Genomic DNA, 24,843 nt, shown 5'->3' with positions numbered 1-24,843 from the left:
GGCGCCACGAACCCGGCGATGCACCCCAGCACACTCATTGTTTCGAGACGCAAACTTCCAACCCGATGCGGTCATCACGCTCACGCCATCTCAATCGCGGAGGCCCGCGTGCGAGGTGATCGCTGATGTTCCCTGAAAGTGTGTTCAGAATCCTGATAATCGATGGACGTCTTTTCACGAAACGCCGCGTTCCGTCTTGCGATCGGATTCGCAATCGCCATCGCGCTATGCATGGGGCTACCATTGGTGCTTTCCCCTTTTCGCATGGTCAAGCGAGAGATTTCAGCGCCGGACTTCCTTCGTTCTGAAACTGGAATTTCGATGGGTGATGGATGGAGCGAGGTTGATAGTGAAGACGAGCACGGAGGTCTCGTTGGTGATGGCGAAACATTTGCAGTGTTCCAGTTGACACAGCCCGCAATAGACAAGCTGATCGAATCTGCGCCCCCTTGGTCTGCCAGTTGGCAATCAGGTCCAGTGCCGGGTGAAATAGGATTTCATTGTGATTTCGGAACGGATGGCGTGGCGTTTGGTGGCCCAATTGGACAACCGGGAACCTACTCCGGTGATGACTCGCTCGTCAGATTGCTAAGCTCTAAGGGTGTGCTCTATGATGCAAAGGAGCGGTGTTGCGATGGACTCCCGTGGCACAACGGGCATTTGATCGTGATCGATCCAGATACCAAAACCGTATGGCTATCCGTTTGGAATTTCTAATTGCTTCATTGCTCAGGGAACCACGCCGTGCACCGAAGGACGGCTTGCGCGGTTTTACAAATGGATAATCAATCGTCCGTCCTCGGTGACGGCAACCGTTCGTGGCGGTAGACGTGACTGCCAATGTCCAACGCCTGTCGTCCATGCTGCTGACGGGTGCGCTTGAATTTGGCCCACTTGATATCGTCGAACCTCCGTTGCCTGGGATTCGCTCTTGATGTCACGGTTTGACGGGTGCGCGGTCGACTCACCTGACGAAAGACAAACCGACGCCTGTCGACTTCAATGCTGACGACCGACGCCTGACGTGCCGGCTGGAGATTGGGACGTTGTAATTTCCCACGGCAATTCAAATCGAGTACATTGGCAAACCGCGACGATGTTTCAACCCGGCGTGCCGACCGGCGCCACGAACCCGGCGATGCACCCCAGCACACTCATTATTGCGAGACGCAAACTTTCACCCAGATTCGATCATCACGCTCACGCCGTCTCAATCGTGAAGGCCCGTGTGCGAGGTGATCGCTGACGTTCGTCGACAAGAAGTTTTGACATCAAATTGTGATAGACACAGCCGATCTTTGGACGCGTATTCTTGAAGCAAGCCGAAATGGTGACCTGAAACGCGTCCAGGATTTGCTCGACAGCGGCGCGGATCCAAACTGGCAAGACATCTTCGATGGCTACACATCGCTGCACTATGCGATTGGAAGCGGCAACCAGTTACTTGTGCGACTATTGATCGAACGAGGTGCGGACATTGAACACTCGAAAAACGTCGTCTATATCACTCCCCTCGGTACTGCCGTTTTGACCGGCCGAGTTGCGATGGTGCGTCTATTGCTTGACTCAGGAACTGACGCGACTGCTTTAATGTATCCTGGTGACAGGTCGATGATTGACGTTGCCGAAGAAGAGGGAAGTGTAGAGATCGCATCGCTCCTTCGACGGTACGCATCTGAGACATAGAATGCGACGAACCAGCGGATGCACGTGAGTCGCCGAGTTGAGTTTATTGAAGTGGTGAGTCGTTAGCGGCGACCACGTGATCCGTATCGTTCGCCCATTGAATTCTGTGCAACCACCATCTTCAGATCCACCTCAAGATCAAACCCAACTTGTGGAGCACATTCCGTCTCACTTGGTTGACCGCTGGAGAGACGCCTCCGCGATTTGGATGCAGCTTGGCATTGGAGTAATTCTCGCGATGTGGCTGCCTATCGGCGTGGCGCTGGCGTGGCTTCCTTTTCGACAAAACGATGGGTCTCTCCAGGTCGCGGTACTGATCCTCGCTACTATCCTGATGGGCGTACTAGGGTATCTAGCTCTTCGGTTCCTCACGAGTTTTACGAGGGCTGGCTGGTCGCAATCGAAACTCCCTGTCGTGAGAATCACTGGCGATCTCGTCACCGTCCTTTGGAACGGTGAGACCATTGAATCGCAGGTCTCAGACTGCAACCTGCGATTAGGCAGTATCCGGCACATGAAGTACGCGACACGGAAATCTCGCAATTGCCTGTTCTTTGAACGCAAGCTGATCCTGATCGACCTTCCACCACTCTACCGCGATCTTCTTGGGCAAGTGCGGTCCTACACGACTGTCGCCGTCGGTTACACTGATGAATCGAGACGCCGTTGGTCTGATGCTCTGGGTTTACAAGATGGCGAACCAGACGATGCACGTGAGTCGCCGAGCTGAGTTTGTTGAAGTAGTTTATCGTTCGCGGCGACCACGTGATCGCTACCGTTCGCGGCAGATGGCAGTGCTCGATTGGACCGGACCAACGTTTCGTCTTCGCCCTTCTGATCTGACCGATTTTGGATTTGTCCACCGTTTGATTGGGACACTCGAATCGGCCCAATTGATTTTTGCCGTTCCGCTCCTTCCAACTCACATCTGATGTCATGGTTTGACGGGTTTGCTTGAATTGGGCCCATTTGATTTCATCAGACCTCTGTTTCCTGGAAATCGCACTTGATGTCATCGTTTGATGGGTGCGCGGTCGACTCGGCCGGCCGAGACAATCCAACGCCTGTCAAATTCCAAACTGACAACCAACGCCTGACGAGCCGACTGCTGATGGTCACGTCGGATTTCCCACGGCGATTCGGGTCGAGTACACTGGCAAAGAGCGTCGCAGGTTCGCGGCCGGCGTTCCGGCTGAACGCGCGAACCAATCGATGCACGTGAGTTCGCTCGTCGTCTCGATGGTCAACGTTCACACTTCGGCGGCGAAGCAAACCGATACAAACACCAAACCAATGGTCCGCGAACCACGTGATCGTGGACGTTCCGCCAACAAGCTGAGCTCTTCGCCGATTCCTGGCAACGCGTGAAACATGAATCCTTACGTACCAAGATCGCGCGGGACGTCAGCGCCAGTTCCCTGGTATCGCCGCCGTACCATTTGGATGCTTCTAATTATCGTCTACATTTCGTCGTACGTCGTTGCTTCACGCCGTGCGTTTGCAAACGCTGACGAACGGGAAATAGACGGTGTATGGTTTGCGCTTCCGGGTGATGGTGAAAACTGGCGATGGACGCACTATTCACTGACAACACTCTACTTTCCGTTGATCGCAATTGAATCGGCCGTTGGTACCGGGCGCCCTATAACCAATGAACCAATGTGGTCTCTCACGCCCTGAACCCGAAATCAAACGTTAGGTCTGGGTGTGTGGCCTGCATCGCGTCAGATTCCAGTTGGCAACTGAACCGATACAATGGCGGAACCATGACATGAACCGAAGCGGCGGAGTCGTCGTTTTTGAAGTGGTCGGTCTTTTGCCGCCGCTCGGTTATGTCTACCGTTACCCGACAGCAAGCCAAGTGAACGCATGGCTCGATCTCAGAATGCAACGTTTCACGGAGACGAGCCCGAATCAATTAGCGACCACTTACGCGGCGAGTCATTTGCTCACCTAATCGCTGATGGGTTAACATCACGCGGATGGGCGATCGGTGAGATTGACGTTTGGAGGGACGCTGGATTTCTGATTCCCCTCGTTCACCAACACGCACACATCGACATCGTTGTTTCTCGTTACCATGGAGATGATCGACGATGGATACTCCAGATTGCACCAGCACGATATCCCGGCTGGATTCGTCGGATCTTCGGATCGGCTGTGCTTGCGACACCCCTGCAAATTCAAGACGTTGCGACTGATACACACGCATCACTCGTGGATGGAGGCTGCTCTGACTTTCTTTGGTGCTGGGATGGCCTTGCGGACAGCGACGACTGCGATTGCAAGCCTATACCAAATGGTGGATGATGACGGCACGTCCTGCCGCCAACCGTCGTACGAAGCGGGTAACAATCGGATGCACGACGAGTCGCCGAGTCGTGGTTCTTCAAGTGGAGGATCACTCGCGGCGACCGCGTGATCCGCAACGTTCGCTGGACTCGTTGTGCTGAGCTGTTTTTCGGAAGGACATGTGGCTTGTTCTCATGAACTCAACTCAGATTGGCGACCTTCGGTTTTTCGTCTTTACGGACTGCTCGTTCACCGATGAGCACGTCGCGATATTTCTGCAACTGAGCGGTTTGCCGATCACCGAAAGCGAACTAACGTTCAACGACAGCCGTCGAACTTGCGAATGGCGGATCACGCTAGATCCATCGACCTACGTTGGTCCGGTTAACTCAATTTCTGAGCACATCTGGCACGTCACCAACTTGCTATACGACAAGGCTGACTTCCTGAAATCGCTCCGTGCGATGAATTGCAGGTTTTGGTTGCGTGCATACTGCGGAAAGATCGATCAGACTATTGGCATTGACTTACCCATCATGGAACGACTCGTAGAATGGGACATCATTCTTCAACTGATACCGGAAGAAGCCAGCGAACCATGCGATGAACCGAAGTCGCGGAGTCGCCGTTTTTGACAATGGAAGGGCCTGTCAGGAATTTTGTGTTTGCCAGCAATAACTGTAAGCTGACCCAAACACCTTCTCCTGCAGGAGCCCCTTCCCATGGATTCCAAGACGAAAGAGCAAGTCGAACAACTTGCTGCTGAATTTGCTCGCAATGCTTCGAGCATCGGTGAATTGAATGCATTGGTCAAAACAATGATGAAGTCGGGCATCGAAACGATGCTCAACTCCGAACTCGATCACCATCTCGATCAAGAACAATCCGAACCGGCCTCCGGCAGCACGCCTTCCAAAGAAAAACGAAACAACTGTCGCAACGGACATTCTTCAAAGAAGCTCAAGGGTGACTTTGGGGAACTGGAGATCGAAACACCTCGGGATCGAGACTCGACGTTTGAGCCGAAGATCATTGAAAAGCACCGGCGTCGCATTGATGGATTCGATGACAAAATCCTGGCCCTCTACGCAAAAGGATTGACCACCCGCGACATCCAGCAGATCGTCAAAGACCTCTACGGCGTGGATGTTTCACCAACGCTGATCGCTAGCGTCACCGAGGACCTGGAAGCCGAGCTAAAGACTTGGCAGTCGAGGCGTCTCGATCCGGTGTGTCCGATCGTCTATTTCGATGGGATCGTCGTCAACGTTCGGGGTGCATCGGCCAAGGTCAGCCCCCACACGATTTACGTTGCTTTGGGAATCAATCTGGATGGTAAGAAAGAGCTCTTGGGCCTCTGGATCGCTGAAACCGAGGGGGCGAAATTCTGGTTGAACTGCTTAACCGACCTGAAAAACCGCGGACTTTCCGACATCTTCGTATGCTGTGTCGACGGCCTTGCCGGGTTCCCCGAAGCCATTCGAGCCGCCTTTCCACAAGCTCGAATTCAGCTTTGCTTGGTGCACCTGGTTCGCGCCGCCCTTCGCTACGTCTCGCATGAAGACAGCAAGGCAGTCGCAGGTGATCTAAAATCAATCTACCGCGCATCGACAACCGAAGAGGCTGAAAGCGAACTGGAGCGGTTCTCGGAGAAATGGGACAAGAAGTATCCGACGATCTCGCGGCAGTGGCGAAATAAGTGGACGGACATCATCACACTGTTTGACTTCCCGCCCGAGATTCGTAAGGTGATCTACACGACCAACGCAATCGAGTCGGTCAACAGCACGATTCGCAAGTTTACTAAGAACCGCAAGATCTACCCGAGCCAGGACTCAGCAACCAAGTTGATCTATATGGCGATCATGGAGGCATCCAAACGCTGGACCCGCCCGATCAAGTATTGGAAGCAAGCACTCAACCACTTTGCAATCCTCTTTGAGGACCGCCTGCCGCCGAGCCACCGATACTAAACAACTGAACCGGTGACACAAAGTTTTGGACAGGCCCCCCGGAGGTGGCGCTGCGCCTTAGGTTTGACCACATCTTTTTACAATCTTCATTGCGTCAACGCCGCAGAGCATCGCTTGGAGGTCGTTCCAGCCTCGCCAAATCGTTTGCCATCCCGGTGGGTGATCGGATTTGCGGTTCTGATGACCGCCGAGTCTCGCCAGTGCATAGAAGAAATCGTGAATTGACCAGTCGGGTTTGATTTGGCCATGTCGCCAAGCGCTCAGCACACTCACGTAGTCGCTGCAGATAACTTCGGTCGCTTTGCGTTTCTTTGCGTCCCAACGACGACTGGCATCACGCATTTGCAGCAGAGTCAACGCCACCACTGAAATCAAAGCGATCGCTGGCTGCAGACGTTCTTCGCTAGTGAATTGCGGGCTCTCAATGCTACATCCTGTTTTCATCCCTTTGTGATACTCTTCAATGATCCAGCGACATTCGTACCAACCGACAACCTGATAGGCATCTTCAAAATCAAGTACGGGTTGGTTTGTAATCAAAAACCATTCCAGACGCTCTTCTCCGGCGGGCGGATCTTCTTCCCAGACTCGAACAACCCAGACGGCAAGCGGATCGTTGCCGTGTTCTCCTAGTTTCTTCGCGGGTGGTTTGATTTGAACCGGGGCAAATGAGACAGCCATCTTCGCCTCACGAGCCCGTCGATTGGCTGATTTCTTTTTGCCTTTGCGAACCCGTACTTTCTTGTCGACTTTGCTCGTTACCGATAACGTCCAGTGTCCTGCTGGCGGAAGGCTGGCAGCATAGTTGCGAAGGTAACAGGCTTGATCGCTACTGCCTTGATCGCCATGTCCAGGAATGATCGCCCGATTATGAGAGGCACGAATGACGAACCTACGGCCGCTGGCCAATTCATGTTCGAGGAACTCGAACGTGTCAGCTCCTCGATCACAAACATCAACGAGTTTCTCGCTGTTAGCCAGTGGATCGGCACCGCGCAACCACAATCGACTCTCTCGTGATTCACGCTTGCGTTTCTGAGCGGTCAGTTCGTCTTTGGGAGCATCCTCCCGATGGTGCAAAACCTGATTGTACAATCCAATTACTTGCCGTGTTTTCGGGTTCACGGCCAAGCTGTTTTGCGCGATGTACCCACGGCGATTGCCGTTGCCAATTTGGCCCATGTCATCGGAAAGTGACTTGTGATTGGTAAAATCCAGCTCGGTGGCATCATGAAGAATCAGGACTGGGCCTCTGATTTGCTTGATCTTGAGACAGGTTGCCTCACGATGAGATGCGAGAATTGCCTCATGCGTCACCTGGTCACGGTCCATCAACCGGTAGAAAGCCCTGAGGTCTTTGGGGCTATTGAATTTCTGTGGCAATGTTCCACTTGGTCGTCGAGCCATCGAGTCAGCGAGTTGTACGAGACGATTTGTTCTACGTTTGTCGCCGAGTTGAGCGTTGGCAAAGTTGACTTGTCCAAATGTCTGCAGGGGCAAAACCATGGGGGGCCTTCCGTGATACGAGTGCTGGTAGCCATTCCGTCACCAGCAACCATCTCAACCCGCCGTCGCGAATCAATCGCAGCGTGTGTTCCACGCCACGGTTCCCACAGGGAAAAAACTCCAGGCATCGCCAAATTACCAGATCAACCTTACCAAGCTTGACTCATTTACAAAGATCAACAATTGGTTTCACAGCCGCGCCAACTCGACACATCCGCCGGCAAACAAAAAGATGTGGTCAAACCTAAGCGCTGCGCTGACCTCCGGCTACTCGCTGTGATCCCTCCGGGATGAGGGCATCGAGTTGGCGTGGAGGATTGGCGTCGGGTGGAATGGACGGCGCAAATGGTGAAGCGGGGCGGGCAACCGTTTTATGCAATCCCGTTGGGGTTAGCGACGAGGTGGTCCCAGATCTTGGGGTGCGCTCACGCGACCCCAAGTTTTGATGTGGCACGCCGCTGGCGTAACGCTGCGTGGACCGGCGTTCTACGCACAAGCAATGAAGCTTGTCCGGTCAACTCGAATTCGCTTGGGACTTAAACGCTGGCACGCACTGGCAGGGTCCGTTCTAATCGAGTCCCCTCAGCGGCCCCAATGAAGGCCGACAAAGTGTTGACGTCCGATCTCTCCCCGTTCCTCCGCATGCGCGGATCGATCGCAATTCGTTCGCCGGCAGGGGTCGGCATTGATTGCCTCCCCTCCGGCCGCACGCTAAAATGTCAACCGACACTCAACGGCGAGCGAAAAAATGCAAAGCGAACCAGAAACCGTAAAACAAGCCGCTTCGTCCATTCTTCAGGGTCTTCCTGACGACGTGACGTGGGAGCGTGTGCAGTATCACCTTTTTGTCCGTCAACAAGTCGAACTTGGGTTGGCAGACGCTGAGGCTGGGCGGCTTCTTGAAACGTCAGATGTTCGCAAACGGCTGGATGCGGCTAAAGCGAATGCATCCAAATGAAGCTCCGCTGGACCGAAAGGGCGACGGATCAATTGATTGGTGTCCACGACTACATTGCTCAATCTTCTCCAGAGTTCGCTTCTGCGGTCGCAGAGCGAATTTTCGCTCGCCCTGAGCCACAGCTCATCGATTTCCCGTACTCCGGATCCGTTGTTCCCGAATACGGACGTAAAGACATTCGCGAAGTATTCTCCGACTCATATCGGATCATACATCAAGTACTGCCCGGCGAGGTTCGTATACTTGCTGTGATTCATGGATCGATGACCCTACCAACGTCTCCTCCATCAGACGGCGAACCAGACGATGCATGTGAGCCGCCGAATTGAGTTTATTGAAGTGGCAAGTCGTTCGCGGCGACCACGTGATCACTACCGTTGAACTTCATCGAATTGCTTTCCGCTTCGGCGGTTGATGTGCGGTCACGGTAGGTCGGGTTAGGTGGGACTCAGGGTTGTAGGGCTGACGCCAGCTTCATGAATCCTCTGGCCGCAGGTCGTCAGCGTCTTGGTGCGGCAGTCGTCTTGATCTCTCATGGCCCATTGTGTGATCCGCAGGCGCATGACTCCCCCGTGACTTGCGTCGTGTGGTCCGTGGTGTTTTTCTTTTGTTGAAAGACTGAACCCGTCATCGACGACAATCTGTTTGTTTCGCTGTTGCAGTCCGTTGGAGTCAGGGGTATGCCAATTGAGATTCGATGTCGAATCAGAATCCCTGCCGGATGTTCGCTCGGTCGCTAGAATGGAATCCGAAGGCCGAGCGTTTTGCTGGTGACGCAACGGTCCTCGGTTTGCTCGATCGGCCAAGCCGCCAGGGGTTCGAGCGGCCCGAGAGTTGACATTGGAACGGTTCGCGTGGGGAATAAGGAAGCAAAATGATGAAGCACACACGCAGGCAGATGCTCGGCCGCTGTGGGACGACATTGGCTCTGGCGGCTTTGACTCGCCCGTCAGCGGCACTTGCGAACATCGACCCATCGACGCGTCATATCGCTACCAACACCTACCCCTGGCTCACGTTCGCGCGGCGAGCGAATCGCAAATTTGAACGACACACGGATCCCTTGCTAAGCGACATCGCAGCGACCGGTATTACGGGCTACGAGCCGATCGTCGAAAAGGCCCAAGAGCTTGTCGGCCTGGAAGAGCGATTGCGGACCCATCAATTGGAGATGCGGTCGATCTACGTCAACAGTGTGCTGCATGACGCTGCGAGAGTAGACGAGAGCATTGCGAGTGTCTTAGAGATCGCGACCAAAGCCAAGCCACTGGGGACGAGGATCGTCGTGACTAACCCATCGCCGATTCGGTGGGGTGGACTGGAAGACAAGAACGATGCTCAGTTGCGGTTGCAAGCCAAGTCACTTGATTTGCTGGGTGCGGAACTGCGCAATCTCGGGCTCACTTTGGCTTATCACAACCATGACGCGGAATTCAGGCAAGGCGGCCGTGAGTTTCACCACATGCTGACGGAAAGCGACCCAGACAATGTGAAGTTTTGTCTGGACGCTCATTGGGTGTTCCGCGGTTGCGGTGATTCGGAAGTTGCTGTCTTTGACGTGTTGACTCACTACCATGGCCGGATCGTTGAGCTGCACCTGCGTCAATCAAACGGCGGAGTCTGGTCCGAATCGTTCGCGATGCAGGGCGACATCGATTACACCCGTTTGTTTGACTATCTGGATGACCAATCGATCCATCCGCATCTGGTGTTGGAGCAGGCTGTCGAAGAGCAGTCACCCAATCAGCTTTCCGCCGTCCAAGCCCATCGTCAAAGCAATCTCAGCCTTAGAAAGGCCCTGGCATGAGCAACGCGTTGCAACCGATCGATCAGCACGAATTGCTGAGTTTCGTCGACTAAGCGACGAACACAAATAAGAGGGATAGGCTTCCAGCTTGTTAACGTCGGAACGACAGCCTGGGAGCCTGTCCCACTGGTAAGATCCGGCGCTTATCTCCCGTTCGATGCGAACCGCTCGACACGATGCAATCCGGCGGGCGATGGGTGGGTAGTGGCTTGCAACGGCACGGCACTCGCTCGGTATTTTGGTCCCGTGTCGCTTTGGCTAAAAACGCAAGTGTGCAAGGGCCGAGAGAGAATCAGTAGGGGCAAAGACGACAGAGACAAATGCGAAAGTGACGCCAAAGTACTCAAAGCGCTCCCGCACCCTGCTCGGCTGGAACTGGTTGATCTCCCTTCCGAGCATGATGAGGTGTGTGTTTGTGATCTGACCGAGGCGATCGGAGGGGATAGGTCCACTGTTGAAATTTGTCGAATCGCGTTCCGCATCGACGGTTGACGTGTGGTGGCGATGGGCGGCGTTGCGTGGGGCTCCGAGGCGTCAGGCTGACGCCAGCTATTTGAATCCTCTGGCCGCAGGTCGTCAGCGTCTTGATGCGGTCGCCGTCTTGATCTCTTGTGGCCCGTTGTGTGATCCGCGGGCGCATGACTTCCCAGTGGCGCGCGTCGTGTGGTCGAGGGGGTATTTCTTTTACTGAAAGACAAAACCGAGCGAACACACGAAGCGCCGTTATTGGGGAGTCGAGCGGCTTTGGATGTCGGAAGTGCACCCATGAGATGCAGACGCCGTTACCTGCACAGCGCTGATGAACTGCGTGCCAGAGACTTCTAAAGCGGATGGTCTGGAAAAGTGGCCCGGAGGTGTCGCTGCGCTGACCTCCGGCTACTCGCTGTAATCCCGTCGGGATAAGAGCATCGCTTTGGTGTGGAGGATTGGCATCGTGTGGATTGGGCGGCGCAAATGGCGTGGCGGGGCGGGCGAACCGTATTGTTCAATCCCGTTGGGGTTGGCGGCGAGGTGGTGTCCGGATCTTGGGGTGCGCTCACGCGACCCCAAGCTATGATGTGGCACGCCGCCGGCGTGACCCTGCGACCCCGTGCGGGCAACGCTGTGAAGCATTTTGTAGCGGTAGGGCGCGAGCCCTCCGGTGTTTCCGGCAACGATGAGGGACCGGAGGGCTTGCGCCCTGCCGCTAACACCTCGTCAAACGCAGGGAATAAATGCTTCACAGTGTTGCCGTCCGGGGGCGTGGAGTGGATTGGGGGCGTGTCCTGGAGGTGGCGCTGCGCTGAGCGTCGGCTACTCGCTGTAATCCCGTCGGGATAAGAACATCGCTTTGGCGAGGATGATTGGCACCGTGTGGATTGGTCGGCGCAAAGCGCGTAGCGGGGCGGGCGAACCGCTTTGTTCAATCCAGCTGCCGCGTTGTCCGCTGCAACGCGTCGCTAGCGTTGGAGGGAAATCGAGAACGGTGCACGCCAGCTCGGTGACAGGCTGGCGTCGTCGATGTTGACCCCCGCTTCGCTTGCCCCGAGGTGATTGAAGAATGGATGGTCTGGCATCGAGTTGAGGGCGTCGGCGCGGATGAATCGAACGCTGCCGTCTTCGTACAGCACGTTGATGCCCTGGCCGCTGTGGCTGAATCGCATCTTCGCCGGCTGGTCCGCCGTCATGGCGTGTTCCAAGGGAGCGTCGGCCATCACGGCGAACGACGATCGGGCCTCAAAACGCGGCGCCGAAAACCCTTGATCGCCGATCACACCGAGGGTGTAGGCGTAGTGGCCGCCGGCAAATTGTTGGACCCGTTTCAGGTCATCGGGCGGCAGGCTGTGAAGCGACTCCACCGATGGCAATGTCGAAAGCGAAATCAGTGGGGAGGGTTCCTGAGGACCGGAACCGCCGGCATCGCTGAGCACCGGTAGGTCCGCTGAGGGGCACCAACGTTGATCGACGTCGTCCATCAGCCCCGCATCGGCCAGTCGGATGGCAAACATTCCGGCAAAGGCTTCTCGTCCCGACTCGGCGACTTCGGGCAGTCGCCCGTGTTCACTGCGATAAACGTATTGCATCAGCGCGGTCCAATTGCGGCGCAGCCGGTCTTCGCAGGCTACTTTCCGGGCCTCGAACCTGCCCGCGGCAATCGTCGGCAAGAGCAGCGCCAACAACGTGGCGACCGACAACAGGCCGCCGATCGAATCCATCACGTTCCAACGGTTGCCGCCCGCTCCCGCTTCACCCGATAGATCGACATCAGTCAGCGTCACCAGCGGATCCGCGGGCGAATCATCCGTCGGCGGGATGCCGTCGGGGATCGCGGCCAGGGTTCGGGCCAACAGGTCGTCGCTGGGACCTTCTACCGCTTCAAAACTTTCTTCCAGCGGTTTCAGGCTCCGCTCGATTTCTGCGAGCTGTTCACGACCCTCGGGATGGTCGCGTAGCCAGTCGGAAACGCGTTGCATTTCGTCTGGCTCAAGAGCTCCGAGAAGGTATCCAAGCAGATCTTCGTGCATCGGCAGGAAATGCGGCGGGCGAATGAAAGTCTGACTCTGCTGCGGTCGCAGCGATGGGTGAGTGTTGTTGAATCCTACGCACAGTCGACTCAACCGGTTCAGCGAGACTCAGGCCGGTTCGTCAGGCCAAGCCGGTTTGGCGCGCGTCCCAGCGGCGCCGGTGCTCGTTGATTCTACTCAATCGTCCGAGGGGGCGTGGGAGTCTTCCCACATCACGCCCAATCGCTGGACGGCGGCGTGCAGGCGGCTTTTGACCGTGCCCACCGGAATTCCCAGGATTTCCGCCGCCTCGCGGTATTTCAGTCCTTGGTAATAGACCAACTGGATCACCTGCTGCATGGGCTGGCCGAGCGATGAAATCGATTCTTTCATCCAGTCGCCGTTTTCTTGCGAGGCCGCGGCGGCCAGGGGGTCGGGGGTTCCGCCGACGAGTTTTTCGGCCCAGCTGGCGTTGCGTTGTTCCGTGTCGTTCGGGGTGCGATCCAGGCTGACCATCCGATGCCGCTTGTTGCGGCGCTGGACATCGATCGCCTGGTTGGTCGCGATTGCATACAACCAGGGGCGGAAACGGCGCGAGCTGTCAAACTGTTGGCACTTCAGATGAACCTGCAAAAAGGTGCCCTGAAACGCGTCTTCGGCCATCTCGGTGCTGCCGATGTAGCGGCGAAGGTAGCTGTAGATTTCACGCTGATAGCGACCCATCAACTGATTGAACAGCGTTCGATCACCGCTGTTGCGATAGGCGGCCAGCAACGCTTCGTCGCTCAATTCATCGCTTTCGGTGGCCGAAGCGGAATGGACAGAAGCGGTGGTGGAAGACATGGGCCGAGGTTCCGATGAGCGGACAAGTGTTTTAAGGGAAACAAGCGGTCCACAGCACGCGTCAAAAGAGCGTCCAAACCGCCGCTGTGCACCGGGAATCTTTGTGCACCCTGAGACCCATTATCTCGCCAATTGCCCCATTCGTCAAAGCGCTTTTTGGCTGAATTGTCGGCCGGCGGTGTCCAAACGGCTAGTTGCAGGCTGATTTCACCGATAAAACGCCTGGAGCGAGGCGGAGGGTCGCATCAAAACGTTTTCTCATGGATTTCCATTGAACGCATCGAATCAAACGGCTCCACACGCCCATCGCTACCAGTGGATGACGCCCGGTGATGTGAACGCATTCTTTGGGCTGATGTTGGATAATCTGACCGGATTGTTTCTGGTCGTCATCCTACTGAGCGGGTTCGGGTTCCCCACCGAGTTCGCGATTTCGGCCCTGGTGCCCGGCACCGCGTTGGGAGTTCTGGTCGGCGATTTGGCCTTTGTGTATTTCGCGTTTCGGTTGGCTCGGAAGAAAAATTCCAGCGACGTGACGGCCATGCCGCTCGGGTTGGATACGCCCAGCGTGTTCGGCGTCTGCCTGTTGATCCTGGGGCCATCGTTTCGCCAAGGCGTCGATTCGCTGGGGCTGTCGGAGATCGATGCCGCCTATCGAACCTGGCACATCGGGATTTGGTGCATCGTGATGAGCGGCGTGTTGAAACTGGTGATGGCGCCGGCGTCCAACTGGGTGCGGCGCGTCGTTCCCCGCGCCGGATTGCTGGGGTCGTTGGCGGCGATCGCGTTGGCATTGATCAGTTTCTTGCCGCTGTCGGAAATTCTCGGTCGTCCGCTGCCGGGACTCGTCGCCTTGGCGATCGTGTTGACGACGTTGATCGCTCGGATTCCGCTGCCCGGCCGGGTTCCCGGCACGCTAGGGGCCTTGGTAGTCGCCGGGCTGATCTATTATCTGATGTGTGGGTTGGGAGTGGACGGCTATCACTTTCCCAGCTTGAGCACGATCGAGTGGTTCCCGACGCGGTGGATGGAATGCTGGGACGGCAGTTGGATTTCCGCGTGGCCCGATGCGGTGCCGTATCTTCCCATCGCCTTGCCCTTTGCGATCGCCACGGTCGTCGGGGGAATCGATTGCACCGAGAGTGCCGCGGCAGCGGGCGATTCTTATCACACTCCGATGGTGATCGGGGTAGAAGCGGTCGCGACGTTGTTGGCCGGGCTGTCCGGTGGGGTGATTCAGACCACGCCCTACATCGGCCACCCCGCTTACAAAGCGATGGGAGGCCGGGCGGGATACACGCTGGGAACCGCGTTGGTGATCGGGTCGGCGGGACTGATCGGGTACTTCACGTTCCTCAACGACATCATTCCCAAACCGGCGGTGTTGCCGATTTTGGTCTTCATCGGCTTGGAAATCACCGCTCAAAGTTTTTCGGCGACACCCAGGCGGCACTACGCGGCGGTGGCGATCGCGTGTTTACCGGCGCTGGCCGCGTTGGTCTTGAATTTCAGCGGGCAGATATTGGGTGATCAGGCCTTGCGTGAGGCGGGCATCTCGGTGTCCGATCTCAGTCCCGTGTTTCAAGAAAGTTTTGCGACCATTTCGATGTTGGGCAGCGGGTTTATCTTGACCAGCTTGTTGTGGGCCTGGGGATTGGCCGCGTCGATCGATCGCAATTTGCGGACGGCGGGAATCGTGTTTTTGGTCTGTGCCGTGTTCACGCTGTTCGGCCTGATGCATTCACCGCTGGAAGGCAGTCGGCTGTTTCTGCCGCTGGGTCCGGAGCACTGGGAAACGATCGTGCTGGGGCCGGAAAGTCGGTCCAAGGTGTTCGAGTTTGCCGCGGGCTACGCCGTCGTCGGTGTGCTACTGTTGGCGTGGCGTCGTTGGTTGCCCGTCGCTGACGCCGGCCGGGCGCCGTTGGATTCAGAACTTGAACATGAATTGGACACCGATGGCTCGAATTGAACGATCGTCTGAACCGAAATCGCCGCCGAGTGAGCGCCGTCTGATGGCGTTGGTGCTGGCGATCATCATGCTGATCGCGTCGTTGTTGGCGTGGTGGTTCGGGTCCGGCAGCACCGGGGAGTTTGTGGCTGCGGCGTGCGGACGCATCGGGTTGGTGATGGGGGCGTTGTGGTTGGCATGGCCTTCGCTGAAGCGACCGGCCAAATGGTTGCCGGCAAGTGCACCGGTGATCGGCGTGATCGCGCTGGTGGTGCTTGCCGCCCAGCCCAAGTTGATCATTCCGGCGATTCCGATCGTCGGAGGATTGATCACGGTTTCGGCGTTGGCCAGAGCGTTTCGCCGCAAGTAGAGTCAGTCTTGCCTAAGGCCGTCACTCGGTCGGAGCGACGTCTTAAACCGGTTCGCCGCCTTCGATCAGTGCCAAGTCGGCTCCGTCGAGGAAGCTGGCCAAGGATCGAGCGCGATACGGTTGTTGCAGTTTGCGAACCGCCTTGCTTTCGATTTGGCGGACGCGTTCGCGGGTGACTTGAAAGATCCGTCCGACTTCTTCGAGCGTGTAGGTGTAGCCGTCGGCCAGGCCGTAACGCAGACGCAAGATTTCTCGTTCGCGATAGTTCAGCGTTTCCATGGCCAGATCGATCTGAGCCTTCAAGGCTTGGCGGTTGGTTTCCAGCAACGGATCGTCGTCGCGGTGATCTTGCAAGAACTCGCCGAAGACGCTGTCCTCGTGGTCGCCGACGGGTTGATCCAACGACAGCGGTTGGCGGCTCATCTTCAAGATCACACGGGTGTCGTCCAAGCTCAGGCCGCTGCGGGCACAAACTTCTTCGGCCGTCGGTTCGCGTCCGTTTTCTTGAACCAGATCGCGGGTGATTTGGCGGATCTTGTTCATCGTGTCGATCATGTGAACGGGCACACGAATCGTTCGGCTTTGGTCGGCGATGGCGCGGGTGATCGCTTGTCGAATCCACCACGTCGCGTAGGTGCTGAATTTGTATCCGCGGGCGTGTTCGAATTTGTCGACCGCTCGCATCAGCCCCGTGTTGCCTTCCTGGATCAGATCCAAGAACGACAGGCCACGGTTGCGATACTTCTTGGCGATCGACACGACCAGTCGCAAGTTGCCGGCCGACAGGACTCGCTTGGCCGCTTCGTAATCTTCACGAAGGGCTTCGCAGGACAAGACGCGGCGATCGAGCGTTTTGGGCGACTCGTAGGTCATCCGCATCAGATAGCTCAGTTCGCTGCGAAGTTCTTTTTCCGAGGGCATGCCGGGCAGGTCCGACGAGGAACCTTCGCGAAGTTGTTTGCGAATCTCGTTCATCCGACGCGACGATTTTTCCAGCTTTTGGAAAATCGGTTGCAGTTTGCCGGTGCGAAGATTCATTTCTTCGACCAGGCGGACGGCCTTGTTGCGGCGGATCACCAGGTTTTTCCAGGCCGCACGTCGTTGACGCATCGGCAATCGTTTGTTGATCGCGGTGAAGTAATCCACCTTGTTTTGGTTCAGCAGGTGTTCCAGCGTGCGGACGTTGGGCACGATCCGCTTCATGATCGCCTTCTTTTCGACGGCGTTGGTCACGCTGACTTCGATCGTGCGATCCAAACGCAGTTGCTTGTCGCGGACCTGTTGCAACAGTTTCAGGGAGCCCTGCAGCATGAAATCGGTTGCCAGCATGCAGTGGCGGTAGCGGTCGCGGGTGCGTTCGATTTGCTTGGCCGCGGAGACTTCTTGGTCGCGAGTCAGCAAAGGGATTTGACCCATTTGCATCAGGTACATTCGCACCGGGTCTTCGGTCGGATCGGTGTCGCCGTCCATTTCGTCGGCGACGCCACGAGAGTCTGCGGGGGCCTCTTCCAGGTGGTGGTCGGCGAATTCGTCTCCCATCACGCGAGAGCGGCGGTCCACCGATTCTTCTGCGGCGAAGGAATCGTCTTGCAAGCTACGTCCGCTAATCCTGGTTCCCATCAACTTCTCCTCTGATCCCGGCTTGGAATATTCGTTCTGGTCCGGGAGGGGTACAGCATCCAGGATGCCGACCCCCGTCGATGAGGTCGTGTGTAGCATTGCAAGTCGTTTGTGGGGTGGGGTTTGCGTCAATGAGACCGGCAGGAGTCAGGCGTGGGGTGTTGCGAAATGTCCACGAAGGGGCGTCGCAAAAACTCAACCAACGTGGCAACAATGGGCCTCCTGGCGCCAGCAGCAATGAAGCCTGGGGTGCTGTGGGACCGAACGGTTCACTGAACCTGACGATCGCGTTTGCCCCCTGGCTGAGCCGGTGTCTGTCAAAGGTAGGTCACCGGACACGGACTTAACGGAAAACCCTCAGGAATTTAGACTAGGGCATGCCACGGAGAGTTCCCTTGCTTTTTGGCCCGGCCGACGGGTTCTGTTGAATCGTCGTACAGCGTTGTCGTATAGCGTCGTGCAGTCGCGGGGGGAACCGTCGTGGTGTGGCGGTAGGCGCTTCCTTAATTGATTCCGATTCCTCGCTCAGGACGATTCCTCCGTGAAGCCGCCCACGCCGTCTTCGACCAACCAGCCCTCGGACCACCCCGGCGCCGACGATTCCGCCTTCGATTGGATCGACACTGGTCGGGTGAACCACTGGGCAACGACCCGGCAACATTTACAGTCGATCTGGAACTGTGGTGCGCCGTCGGATCTGTTGGAAATCCTGCGCGATCGTCTGCAGCGTCACTTCGACGAACTGGACGATCTCGACGCGACCGTCAAGAACCTGGATCGCTTCATCTCGGCCAGCCGTTCGCCGACGTCGCTGTTGTCGTTGTTTGAACGCGACGAGGCGGCGTTGTCGGCCTTGCTGCAAATCTTTGCCACCAGCCAAACGCTGGCCAATCGTTTGATTGCCGATCCGGAAAGTTTTGATTTGATGCGGGCCAGCGATGGTCAGCCGGCCGAGCGAAAGTTTCTGGTCGACGAATTGGTCGCCGAACTCGAAATGCTCGAAAGCCCCAATCGAGCCGCGTTGGCGATCCGGAAATTCACCAGCCGCGAAATCGTTCGCATCGCCTACGGCGAATTCGTCCGTGATCTGAGTCCCGATCACGTCGGCCAACAACTGGCGTTTGTGGCCGATGCGGTTTTGGAGGCGGCGTTGAAATTCGTGCTTCGGCGTCAAACCGAACGCGTCGGGTTGCCGCGACGCATTGACGGCCAGACCGTCCGTTTGGCCGTGATCGGTTTGGGGCACTTGGGCGGAACGGAGATGGGATACGGCAGCCCGTTGGAGTTGTTGTTCTTGTACGACGCGATCGAAGAAAAAAATGAATCGCATCGCGAGTTCGTTCAGCAGGTGGTCGCCGATGTGATTGCGCTGGTCAGCTCCGAAGACGCCGCGGCGCTGAACATCGCGATCGACACCTCGTTTCGACCGCTCGGGTCGGATGTCGTCATCGGCAGCAGTTCGTTGACCGCCCGACGGTTGGAATCGGAAGGGCGGACGTGGCAGCGGATCAAATTGACCAAGGCTCGGGTGGTCGCGGGAGATCATTCCTTGGGGAGCGATTTCCTGGGTCGACTGGAACCGTGGATCTATCGGCGGTTCATGAGTCGACAAGACTTTGCCGAGGTGCGTTCGCTGCGACGAAAACTGCAACGTCGCTTTGATTCACAGCAAGCCGAGGGTGACGATGTCTTGATGGCGCCCGGCGGTCGGCGCGATATCGAATTGATGATCCAGTTCCTTCAACTGTTGCACGGCGGCGATATCAAGTCCGTCCGAGTCTGCAGCACGGCCGAAGCGATCAACGCGTTGGAACGTGAAGGTTGTCTGACGCATCAAGAAGGCAGCCTGTTGTCCAAGGGCTATGCCCGTCTCTGTCGATTGCAGCATCAGTTGTCCGTGATGTTCGGCCGTTCGACCAGTTGCTTGCCGAACGATGATCTGATGCGGCGACGCGTCGCCTGGCATTTGGGGATCCGTGACACGCAGGGAAAATCCGGCGATCTGGAACGGTTCCAATCTCAGTTGCGCGAAACGTTCCAGTTGAACCGGAAAGTGCTCAATCACCTGATGGTCGACGCGCCGTCGGATGAGGATTCGGATTCGCCACAGAATTTTGCGATCGAAACCGAATTGGTGCTCGACCCGTCACCGGATCCCGAGTTGGTTCGTCAAACCCTGTCGCGACATTCGCTGCGAGATCCCGATCGTGCGATGGAGCATCTCAATTCACTGGCGACCGAATCCATCCAGTTTCTTTCCAGCCGACGTTGTCGTCATTTTCTTGCCTCGCTGGCGCCTCACCTGTTGGCCGAGATCGCGACCACGCCCGACCCCGACCGGACGTTGGTGACGCTGGCCGACGTGGCCGAATCGATCGGCGGCAAATCCAGTCTGTGGGAATTGTTCGGAACCAATCGTGCAACGATGCAGTTGATGATTCGGATGTGTGCCGCGACGCCGTATCTGAGCAGCATCTTGATCGAGATGCCCGGCATGATCGACGAGCTGATCGATTCGTTGCTGATGAATCGTCTGCCCTCGGCCCAGCGGTTGGACGCACGTTCGATCGATCTGTGTCGACGTGCCACCGACATCGACGTGGTCTTGCACGGGTTCAAAAACAGCGCGCATCTGATGATCGGCGTGCGTGACATCCTCGGCAAAGAGTCCGTTCAGGCGACGCACCGGTCGCTCGCCGATACCGCCGAAGCCTGCGTGCGGCGAGTCGCCGAGTACGAGCAGGAACAGCTGGCGATGCGTTTCGGTGATCCGATCGGCCCGGACGGTCAGCCGGCGGAGTTGATTGCCGTGGCGCTGGGAAAGTTCGGCGGACGCGAGCCGAATTACCACAGCGATCTCGACGTCGTTTTCTTGTACACCGGCGACGGCGAAACCCAGCGACGCGTCGGCGGGCCGCGGAAGACGATCACCAATGCCCAGTTCTTCAACCAGTTGACCTCGGCGATCATGTCGCGGGTCAACCACCCCGGCGAATATGGTCGTTTGTACGAGCTAGATGGGCGGCTGCGACCGACCGGCGAAGAAGGCGTGTTGGCGGTTTCGCTGGACCAGTTCACGAACCGATTCCAACGCGGCATGGCTCCGTTGTGGCAGCGGTTGGCGCTCTGTAAGGCTCGGGTGATCTCCGGTTCACGACACGTCCGCAAGCACGCCAGCGATACCTTGTTGGGAATCCTGCGCGGCACCGAGTGGCGGCCCGCCATGGCTCGGGAGATCCGCGAATTGCGTTTGCGGATGCAGCAAACGGCCAGCGAAGAGAACTTGAAACGCGGCGTCGGGGGAACCGTCGACGTCGAGTTCGTCGCCCAAATGTTGACGCTTGAACATATTCGATTGCATCCCGACATCCACGCCACCGGCACGATCGATGCGCTCCAGCGGTTGGCCGACGCGGATCTGTTGCCCGCCGACACGTCGCTACGACTGATCAACAACTATCGCACGCTGCGACGCGTCGAAGCCAATCTGCGTCTGATGAATGTATCGGCACGTCATGAGTTGCCCGATCAAGAATCCAAGATGCGCGATCTGGCCTTTTTGATGAATGAATCCGATCCGAAGATGATCGAAGCGTTGGTCCAACAAGCCAGAGCCAGCAACCGCGAACTGTTTGACGGACTGTTTGAGGACTAGTGTCTTGTCGGCTTTGGAATTTAGCCTGCCCTTCCCTTCCCCGCCCTACTCCTTCCCTAAGCAGTGTCTCGCTCCATGACCCAGCCTTCCTCCCACGATCCGAAACAACTTCGTTCCTATCGCTGGTTCGGCCCCGATGACATGCGTTCCTTCGGGCATCGCTCGCGGATCAAGGGCATGGGGGTGGACGACATCGATTATCAGAACCGACCGGTCGTCGCGATTCTGAACACGTGGAGCGAACTCAATACCTGCCATTCGCACTTTCGCGATCGAGCCGATGAGGTCCGCCGGGGGATCTTGCAGTCGGGCGGCTTTCCCGTCGAAGTTCCCGTGATGTCACTCGGCGAAATGTTGATGAAGCCGACGACGATGCTGTATCGCAATCTGCTGGCGATGGAGGTTGAAGAGGTCTTGCGCTGTCATCCCATCGATGCGGCGGTGTTGATGGGCGGTTGCGACAAAACTGTGCCCGCGATGTTGATGGGTGCCATCAGTGCCGACATCCCGTCGATCTTTCTGCCTGCCGGGCCGATGTTGAAAGGCCGCTGGAAGAACGAAACACTCGGCAGCGGCAGCGACGTTTGGAAGTACTGGGATGAACGAGTTGCCGGCAACTTGTGTGATCAGGATTGGAAGGGGATCGAAAACTGTATCGCCCGCTCGGCCGGTACCTGTATGACGATGGGAACCGCCAGCACCATGGCAGCGGTCACCGAGGCAATGGGCATGTCGCTCGTCGGGGCGGCTTGTGTACCGGCGGTGTTTGCCGACCACCACCGTCTGGCCACCCAAACCGGACGCCGCGCCGTGGACCTTGCCTGGGAGAATCTGAAACCGTCAGACATTCTCACCCGCGAGTCCATTGAAAATGGGCTGATGACATCGCTGGCCATCGGTGGCAGTACCAATGCGATCGTCCATTTGATCGCGATCGCGGGACGGCTGGGCATCGAGCTGACGCTGGATCATTTCGACGAACTGTCGCGGACCACTCCGGTGTTGGGCGACATCCGTCCCGGCGGCCGATTCTTGATGGAAGATTTTTACAATGCCGGCGGTCTTCCCGCGCTGCTCGCTCGTCTGACTGATTTGCTGCACACCGACTGTCGTACCGTGGGCGGCGTCACGCTGGGAGAACAGATCGCAGGTGCCGAAGCGATCGACGACGAAGTCATCCGAACGCGCGACAATCCCGTCTCGCCGGCCGGTGGAACGTGTTTGTTGAAAGGGAATCTGGCGCCTAATGGCTGCGTGATCAAGTCGATCGCCGCGGACCCGAAATTATTGACCCACCGCGGTCCGGCGCTGGTGTTCGACAACTATCCGGAAATGAAAGCGAAGCTGCATAACCCCGAACTAGACGTGACCGCGGACAGCGTCTTGATTCTCCGCAATGCCGGCCCGCTCGGCGCCCCGGGATTTCCCGAATGGGGCATGTTGCCGATCCCCAAGAAACTGCTGCAGGCGGGCGTTCGCGATATGGTGCGGCTGAGCGACGCGCGGATGAGCGGGACGAGCTATGGCACCTGCGTGTTGCATATCGCACCCGAAAGTGCCGCCGGCGGTCCGCTCGCGCTCGTCGAGACCGGCGACTCCATCGAAATCGATGTGCCCAACCGACGGATCCACTGGGATGTCAGCGACGAAGAAATCGATCGCCGACGCCAATCCAAACAGCTGGGCACGTTGCTCCCCGAACGCGGCTACGGACACCTGTATGCCAAGCATGTCACGCAAGCCGATCGGGGCTGTGATTTCGATTTTCTCGAGGGCCGTTCACCGGGCCAAGAGCCCGGTATTCATTGACCGCTGGTGGGAGAGACATCAAACGAGAACGAGAGGGATAGGCCAACAGCCAACCACAAACGCCTCGTCAAACGCGAATGTTGTGCATGGCCGTTGGCCAAATTGAACCTCATTGCGATGCGGTTCCTGGGGCGGCGCAACCCTCGCAAATGCTCGGTTTGCTTGCCCCAGGCGATGGATATGCATGCCCTTTGGGCAAAAAAGCGACTCGTGTAGAAGCCTCTTCCCACGGATTGAGTGCCTTCAGCGTTACGCTTTTGCGGTCGCGCGACGCTTGTTCCAGCCGCCTTTGCCGAAGCGTTTCTTGGGGCGGCGGTTTCCGTTTGCCGACGACGATCCATTTCGTGATCCGTTACGGCCACCGAAGTTGGACGACTTGCTGGGTTTGCTTGCCGTGTCGTTCAGTTTTGCGCCGGGGTTTTGGATGCGTAAGGGTTGATCGATCAGCTTTTCGATTTCCCGAAGCTTGTCTCGTTCGTCGACGGTGCAAAACGAAATCGCGATGCCGTTGGCGCCGGCGCGTCCGGTTCGACCGACCCGGTGAACATAGCTTTCTGGTTCCATCGGCATGTCAAAGTTGACGACGTGGGTGACGTCGTCGATGTCGATCCCTCGGGCGGCCACATCGGTCGCGACGAGGACGGAGATGCGGTTCTCTCGGAATGCGCTGAGTGCCCGTTGGCGGGCCGCTTGACTCTTGTTGCCGTGAATCGCGGTCGCGGAAATGTTGTGCTTCTCGAGCTTTCGCGTCAGCGCGTTGGCGCCGTGCTTGGTGCGTGTGAAGACGATCGAACGAAGCACGTCTTCGCCGCGAAGCACCTTGACGAGCTCATCGACCTTTTCACAGCGGTCCATCATGCGGACACTTTGGTCGATCTGTTCGACGCTTTTCGTTTTGGGCGTCACGTTGACCTGGAACGGGTTGAACAACAGCTGGTCGGCCAGTTCGCGGATCTTGGGAGGCAGCGTGGCGGAAAAGAACAGCGATTGCCGATCTTGGGGCAGCTTGGCGATGATCTTTTTGATCGCCGGCATGAAGCCCATGTCCAGCATGCGATCGGCTTCATCGAGCACCAGGATTTCGACGTCCGACAGTTGCACGTGGCCTTGATCCATCAGGTCGATCAATCGGCCCGGTGTGGCGATCAGGACGTGTGTACCCTTTTTTAAGGAACGGACCTGTTCGTTTTGGCCCACGCCGCCGTAAACCAGCGTCTGTCGAAACCGAACGTGTTTTCCGTAGGTGTGAAAGCTCTGGCCGATCTGGATGGCCAGTTCACGCGTCGGTGCGAGGACCAAGGCCAGCGGGCGTCCCGCCGCGGCGCGGGGTGCTTCGTGCCCCAGGTAGTCGAGGATCGGCAGCGCAAACGCAGCGGTCTTGCCGGTGCCGGTTTGGGCGCAACCCAAGATGTCTTTGCCTTCAATGGCGGCGGGAATCGTTTGGGCTTGGATCGGGGTCGGGACGGTGTAGTCCAATTCGGCCAGTCTTTTTTCCAGCGACTCGAACAATTCCAATTCTTGAAATGATTTCAACGTACGTCTCTTCAATCGTTTGTGTGAGAGTCCCGCGGAACAGCTTTGCTGTGGGAATCTCGATGTGTTGGGGTGGCCGTGTCTCGATAGACCGACTCGCGTTTTCGAAACATGTCCGACAGCTCATGGCGTCATGTCATGACGCAACTTCAGCATGGAAAGAAATGCTCGATCTCCCGGACAAACAAGAAAGTCCCGGGGAGGGTTGCATCGAATCGATGCAATCAGCTTTCAAAGAGCGGCCAACGTGGCCGAATGAAGGCAGCAAGGGGCGCGAATTCGTTCATTTCGAAACTCGCAGTCGCGGCCTGTTGAGCATCCAACTCAACGATTCGGCTCGCGTGGGCCAGCAAACGTCCA

At 57.3% G+C, this 24,843-nt stretch carries 18 protein-coding genes; 13 read left to right on the top strand and 5 right to left on the bottom strand.

Translation table 11 applies throughout. The features are described from left to right. Positions 1-162 precede the first annotated feature (162 nt). The 6 genes from TBK1r_RS31605 (at position 163) to TBK1r_RS31580 (ending at position 5,951) form a co-directional block, all read left to right on the top strand. Positions 163-717, top strand: a complete 555-nt coding sequence (locus tag TBK1r_RS31605; RefSeq protein WP_145219385.1) for a hypothetical protein — start codon at positions 163-165, stop codon at positions 715-717. A gap of 561 nt (positions 718-1,278) precedes the next feature. Beyond that, positions 1,279-1,686: an ankyrin repeat domain-containing protein gene (locus TBK1r_RS31600; RefSeq protein WP_419580588.1), complete on the top strand. Its 408-nt coding sequence runs from the start codon at positions 1,279-1,281 to the stop codon at positions 1,684-1,686. A gap of 106 nt (positions 1,687-1,792) precedes the next feature. Next, positions 1,793-2,416 carry a hypothetical protein gene (locus TBK1r_RS31595; protein ID WP_419581605.1) on the top strand — a complete coding sequence of 208 codons (624 nt, stop codon included), beginning with the start codon at positions 1,793-1,795 and terminating at the stop codon, positions 2,414-2,416. A gap of 1,041 nt (positions 2,417-3,457) precedes the next feature. Next, positions 3,458-3,643 (top strand): hypothetical protein, encoded by a 186-nt coding sequence (locus TBK1r_RS31590; protein ID WP_145219381.1) that lies wholly within the window; start codon positions 3,458-3,460, stop codon positions 3,641-3,643. Positions 3,644-4,157: 514 nt separating this feature from the next. Further along, positions 4,158-4,613 carry a hypothetical protein gene (locus tag TBK1r_RS31585; protein WP_145219379.1) on the top strand — a complete coding sequence of 152 codons (456 nt, stop codon included), beginning with the start codon at positions 4,158-4,160 and terminating at the stop codon, positions 4,611-4,613. Between the two features lie 87 nt (positions 4,614-4,700). Beyond that, complete coding sequence (locus TBK1r_RS31580; RefSeq protein ID WP_145207413.1) at positions 4,701-5,951, top strand: IS256 family transposase; 1,251 nt, start codon at positions 4,701-4,703, stop codon at positions 5,949-5,951. 57 nt (positions 5,952-6,008) lie between these two features. On the opposite strand, the gene TBK1r_RS31575 is transcribed toward TBK1r_RS31580, so the two are convergent. Beyond that, positions 6,009-7,457 (bottom strand): IS4 family transposase, encoded by a 1,449-nt coding sequence (locus TBK1r_RS31575; protein ID WP_145208234.1) that lies wholly within the window; start codon positions 7,455-7,457, stop codon positions 6,009-6,011. Between the two features lie 748 nt (positions 7,458-8,205). On the opposite strand from TBK1r_RS31575, the gene TBK1r_RS31570 reads away from it, so the two are divergent. The 3 genes from TBK1r_RS31570 to TBK1r_RS31560 all read left to right on the top strand — a co-directional run bounded on the left by TBK1r_RS31570 (position 8,206) and on the right by TBK1r_RS31560 (position 10,222). Then, positions 8,206-8,415 carry a hypothetical protein gene (locus tag TBK1r_RS31570; protein WP_143547653.1) on the top strand — a complete coding sequence of 70 codons (210 nt, stop codon included), beginning with the start codon at positions 8,206-8,208 and terminating at the stop codon, positions 8,413-8,415. Continuing rightward, positions 8,412-8,744, top strand: a complete 333-nt coding sequence (locus tag TBK1r_RS31565) for a type II toxin-antitoxin system RelE/ParE family toxin (protein ID WP_145219377.1) — start codon at positions 8,412-8,414, stop codon at positions 8,742-8,744. The genes TBK1r_RS31570 and TBK1r_RS31565 overlap by 4 nt, the downstream gene beginning before the upstream one ends. 545 nt (positions 8,745-9,289) lie before the next feature. Further along, positions 9,290-10,222: a sugar phosphate isomerase/epimerase family protein gene (locus TBK1r_RS31560; protein WP_419580587.1), complete on the top strand. Its 933-nt coding sequence runs from the start codon at positions 9,290-9,292 to the stop codon at positions 10,220-10,222. 1,439 nt (positions 10,223-11,661) lie between these two features. On the opposite strand, the gene TBK1r_RS31555 is transcribed toward TBK1r_RS31560, so the two are convergent. Continuing rightward, positions 11,662-12,675 carry an H-X9-DG-CTERM domain-containing protein gene (locus TBK1r_RS31555; RefSeq protein ID WP_145219374.1) on the bottom strand — a complete coding sequence of 338 codons (1,014 nt, stop codon included), beginning with the start codon at positions 12,673-12,675 and terminating at the stop codon, positions 11,662-11,664. Positions 12,676-12,903: 228 nt separating this feature from the next. After that, a complete protein-coding gene (locus tag TBK1r_RS31550; RefSeq protein WP_145219372.1) occupies positions 12,904-13,548 on the bottom strand; it encodes an RNA polymerase sigma factor in 645 nt (214 codons plus the stop codon). A gap of 271 nt (positions 13,549-13,819) precedes the next feature. Here TBK1r_RS31550 and TBK1r_RS31545 point away from each other — a divergent pair, with 271 nt between their 5' ends. Both TBK1r_RS31545 and TBK1r_RS31540 read left to right on the top strand, forming a co-directional pair. Next, entirely contained in the window at positions 13,820-15,517 is a 1,698-nt protein-coding gene (locus TBK1r_RS31545) for a permease (RefSeq protein ID WP_419580586.1), read from the top strand. Continuing rightward, a complete protein-coding gene (locus TBK1r_RS31540) occupies positions 15,504-15,866 on the top strand; it encodes a hypothetical protein (protein ID WP_419580585.1) in 363 nt (120 codons plus the stop codon). The genes TBK1r_RS31545 and TBK1r_RS31540 overlap by 14 nt, the downstream gene beginning before the upstream one ends. 42 nt (positions 15,867-15,908) lie before the next feature. On the opposite strand, the gene TBK1r_RS31535 is transcribed toward TBK1r_RS31540, so the two are convergent. Beyond that, positions 15,909-17,486, bottom strand: coding sequence for a sigma-70 family RNA polymerase sigma factor (locus tag TBK1r_RS31535; protein ID WP_201724027.1), 1,578 nt, complete (start codon positions 17,484-17,486; stop codon positions 15,909-15,911). Positions 17,487-18,027: 541 nt separating this feature from the next. Between TBK1r_RS31535 and TBK1r_RS31530 the strand changes: the two genes are divergently transcribed. After that, on the top strand, positions 18,028-21,141 hold the full coding sequence (locus TBK1r_RS31530) for a [protein-PII] uridylyltransferase family protein (protein ID WP_145219370.1): 3,114 nt from the start codon (positions 18,028-18,030) through the stop codon (positions 21,139-21,141). A gap of 75 nt (positions 21,142-21,216) precedes the next feature. Then, a complete protein-coding gene (araD, locus tag TBK1r_RS31525; protein WP_145219368.1) occupies positions 21,217-22,950 on the top strand; it encodes an L-arabinonate dehydratase in 1,734 nt (577 codons plus the stop codon). A 249-nt stretch (positions 22,951-23,199) separates the two neighbouring features. On the opposite strand, the gene TBK1r_RS31520 is transcribed toward araD, so the two are convergent. Beyond that, entirely contained in the window at positions 23,200-24,483 is a 1,284-nt protein-coding gene (locus TBK1r_RS31520) for a DEAD/DEAH box helicase (RefSeq protein WP_145219366.1), read from the bottom strand. Positions 24,484-24,843 lie beyond the last annotated feature (360 nt).

The sequence above is a fragment of the Stieleria magnilauensis genome (genome assembly GCA_007753675.1).
Classification (GTDB): Bacteria; Planctomycetota; Planctomycetia; order Pirellulales; family Pirellulaceae; genus Stieleria; species Stieleria magnilauensis.
Note: the sequence above shows the minus strand (reverse complement) of the source record. Positions and strands in the feature narration are given on the sequence as shown.

Excerpts from the sequence above, each read along its gene's own strand:
- TBK1r_RS31590 (WP_145219381.1), top strand. The coding sequence starts at position 3,458 with ATGAACCGAAGCGGCGGAGTCGTCGTTTTTGAAGTGGTCGGTCTTTTG.
- TBK1r_RS31575 (WP_145208234.1), bottom strand. The coding sequence starts at position 7,457 with ATGGTTTTGCCCCTGCAGACATTTGGACAAGTCAACTTTGCCAACGCT.
- TBK1r_RS31535 (WP_201724027.1), bottom strand. The coding sequence starts at position 17,486 with ATGGGAACCAGGATTAGCGGACGTAGCTTGCAAGACGATTCCTTCGCC.
- TBK1r_RS31540 (WP_419580585.1), top strand. The coding sequence starts at position 15,504 with ATGGCTCGAATTGAACGATCGTCTGAACCGAAATCGCCGCCGAGTGAG.
- araD (WP_145219368.1), top strand. The coding sequence starts at position 21,217 with ATGACCCAGCCTTCCTCCCACGATCCGAAACAACTTCGTTCCTATCGC.
- TBK1r_RS31585 (WP_145219379.1), top strand. The coding sequence starts at position 4,158 with ATGTGGCTTGTTCTCATGAACTCAACTCAGATTGGCGACCTTCGGTTT.
- TBK1r_RS31565 (WP_145219377.1), top strand. The coding sequence starts at position 8,412 with ATGAAGCTCCGCTGGACCGAAAGGGCGACGGATCAATTGATTGGTGTC.
- TBK1r_RS31555 (WP_145219374.1), bottom strand. The coding sequence starts at position 12,675 with ATGCAACGCGTTTCCGACTGGCTACGCGACCATCCCGAGGGTCGTGAA.
- TBK1r_RS31605 (WP_145219385.1), top strand. The coding sequence starts at position 163 with ATGGACGTCTTTTCACGAAACGCCGCGTTCCGTCTTGCGATCGGATTC.
- TBK1r_RS31560 (WP_419580587.1), top strand. The coding sequence starts at position 9,290 with ATGATGAAGCACACACGCAGGCAGATGCTCGGCCGCTGTGGGACGACA.
- TBK1r_RS31550 (WP_145219372.1), bottom strand. The coding sequence starts at position 13,548 with ATGTCTTCCACCACCGCTTCTGTCCATTCCGCTTCGGCCACCGAAAGC.
- TBK1r_RS31580 (WP_145207413.1), top strand. The coding sequence starts at position 4,701 with ATGGATTCCAAGACGAAAGAGCAAGTCGAACAACTTGCTGCTGAATTT.
- TBK1r_RS31570 (WP_143547653.1), top strand. The coding sequence starts at position 8,206 with ATGCAAAGCGAACCAGAAACCGTAAAACAAGCCGCTTCGTCCATTCTT.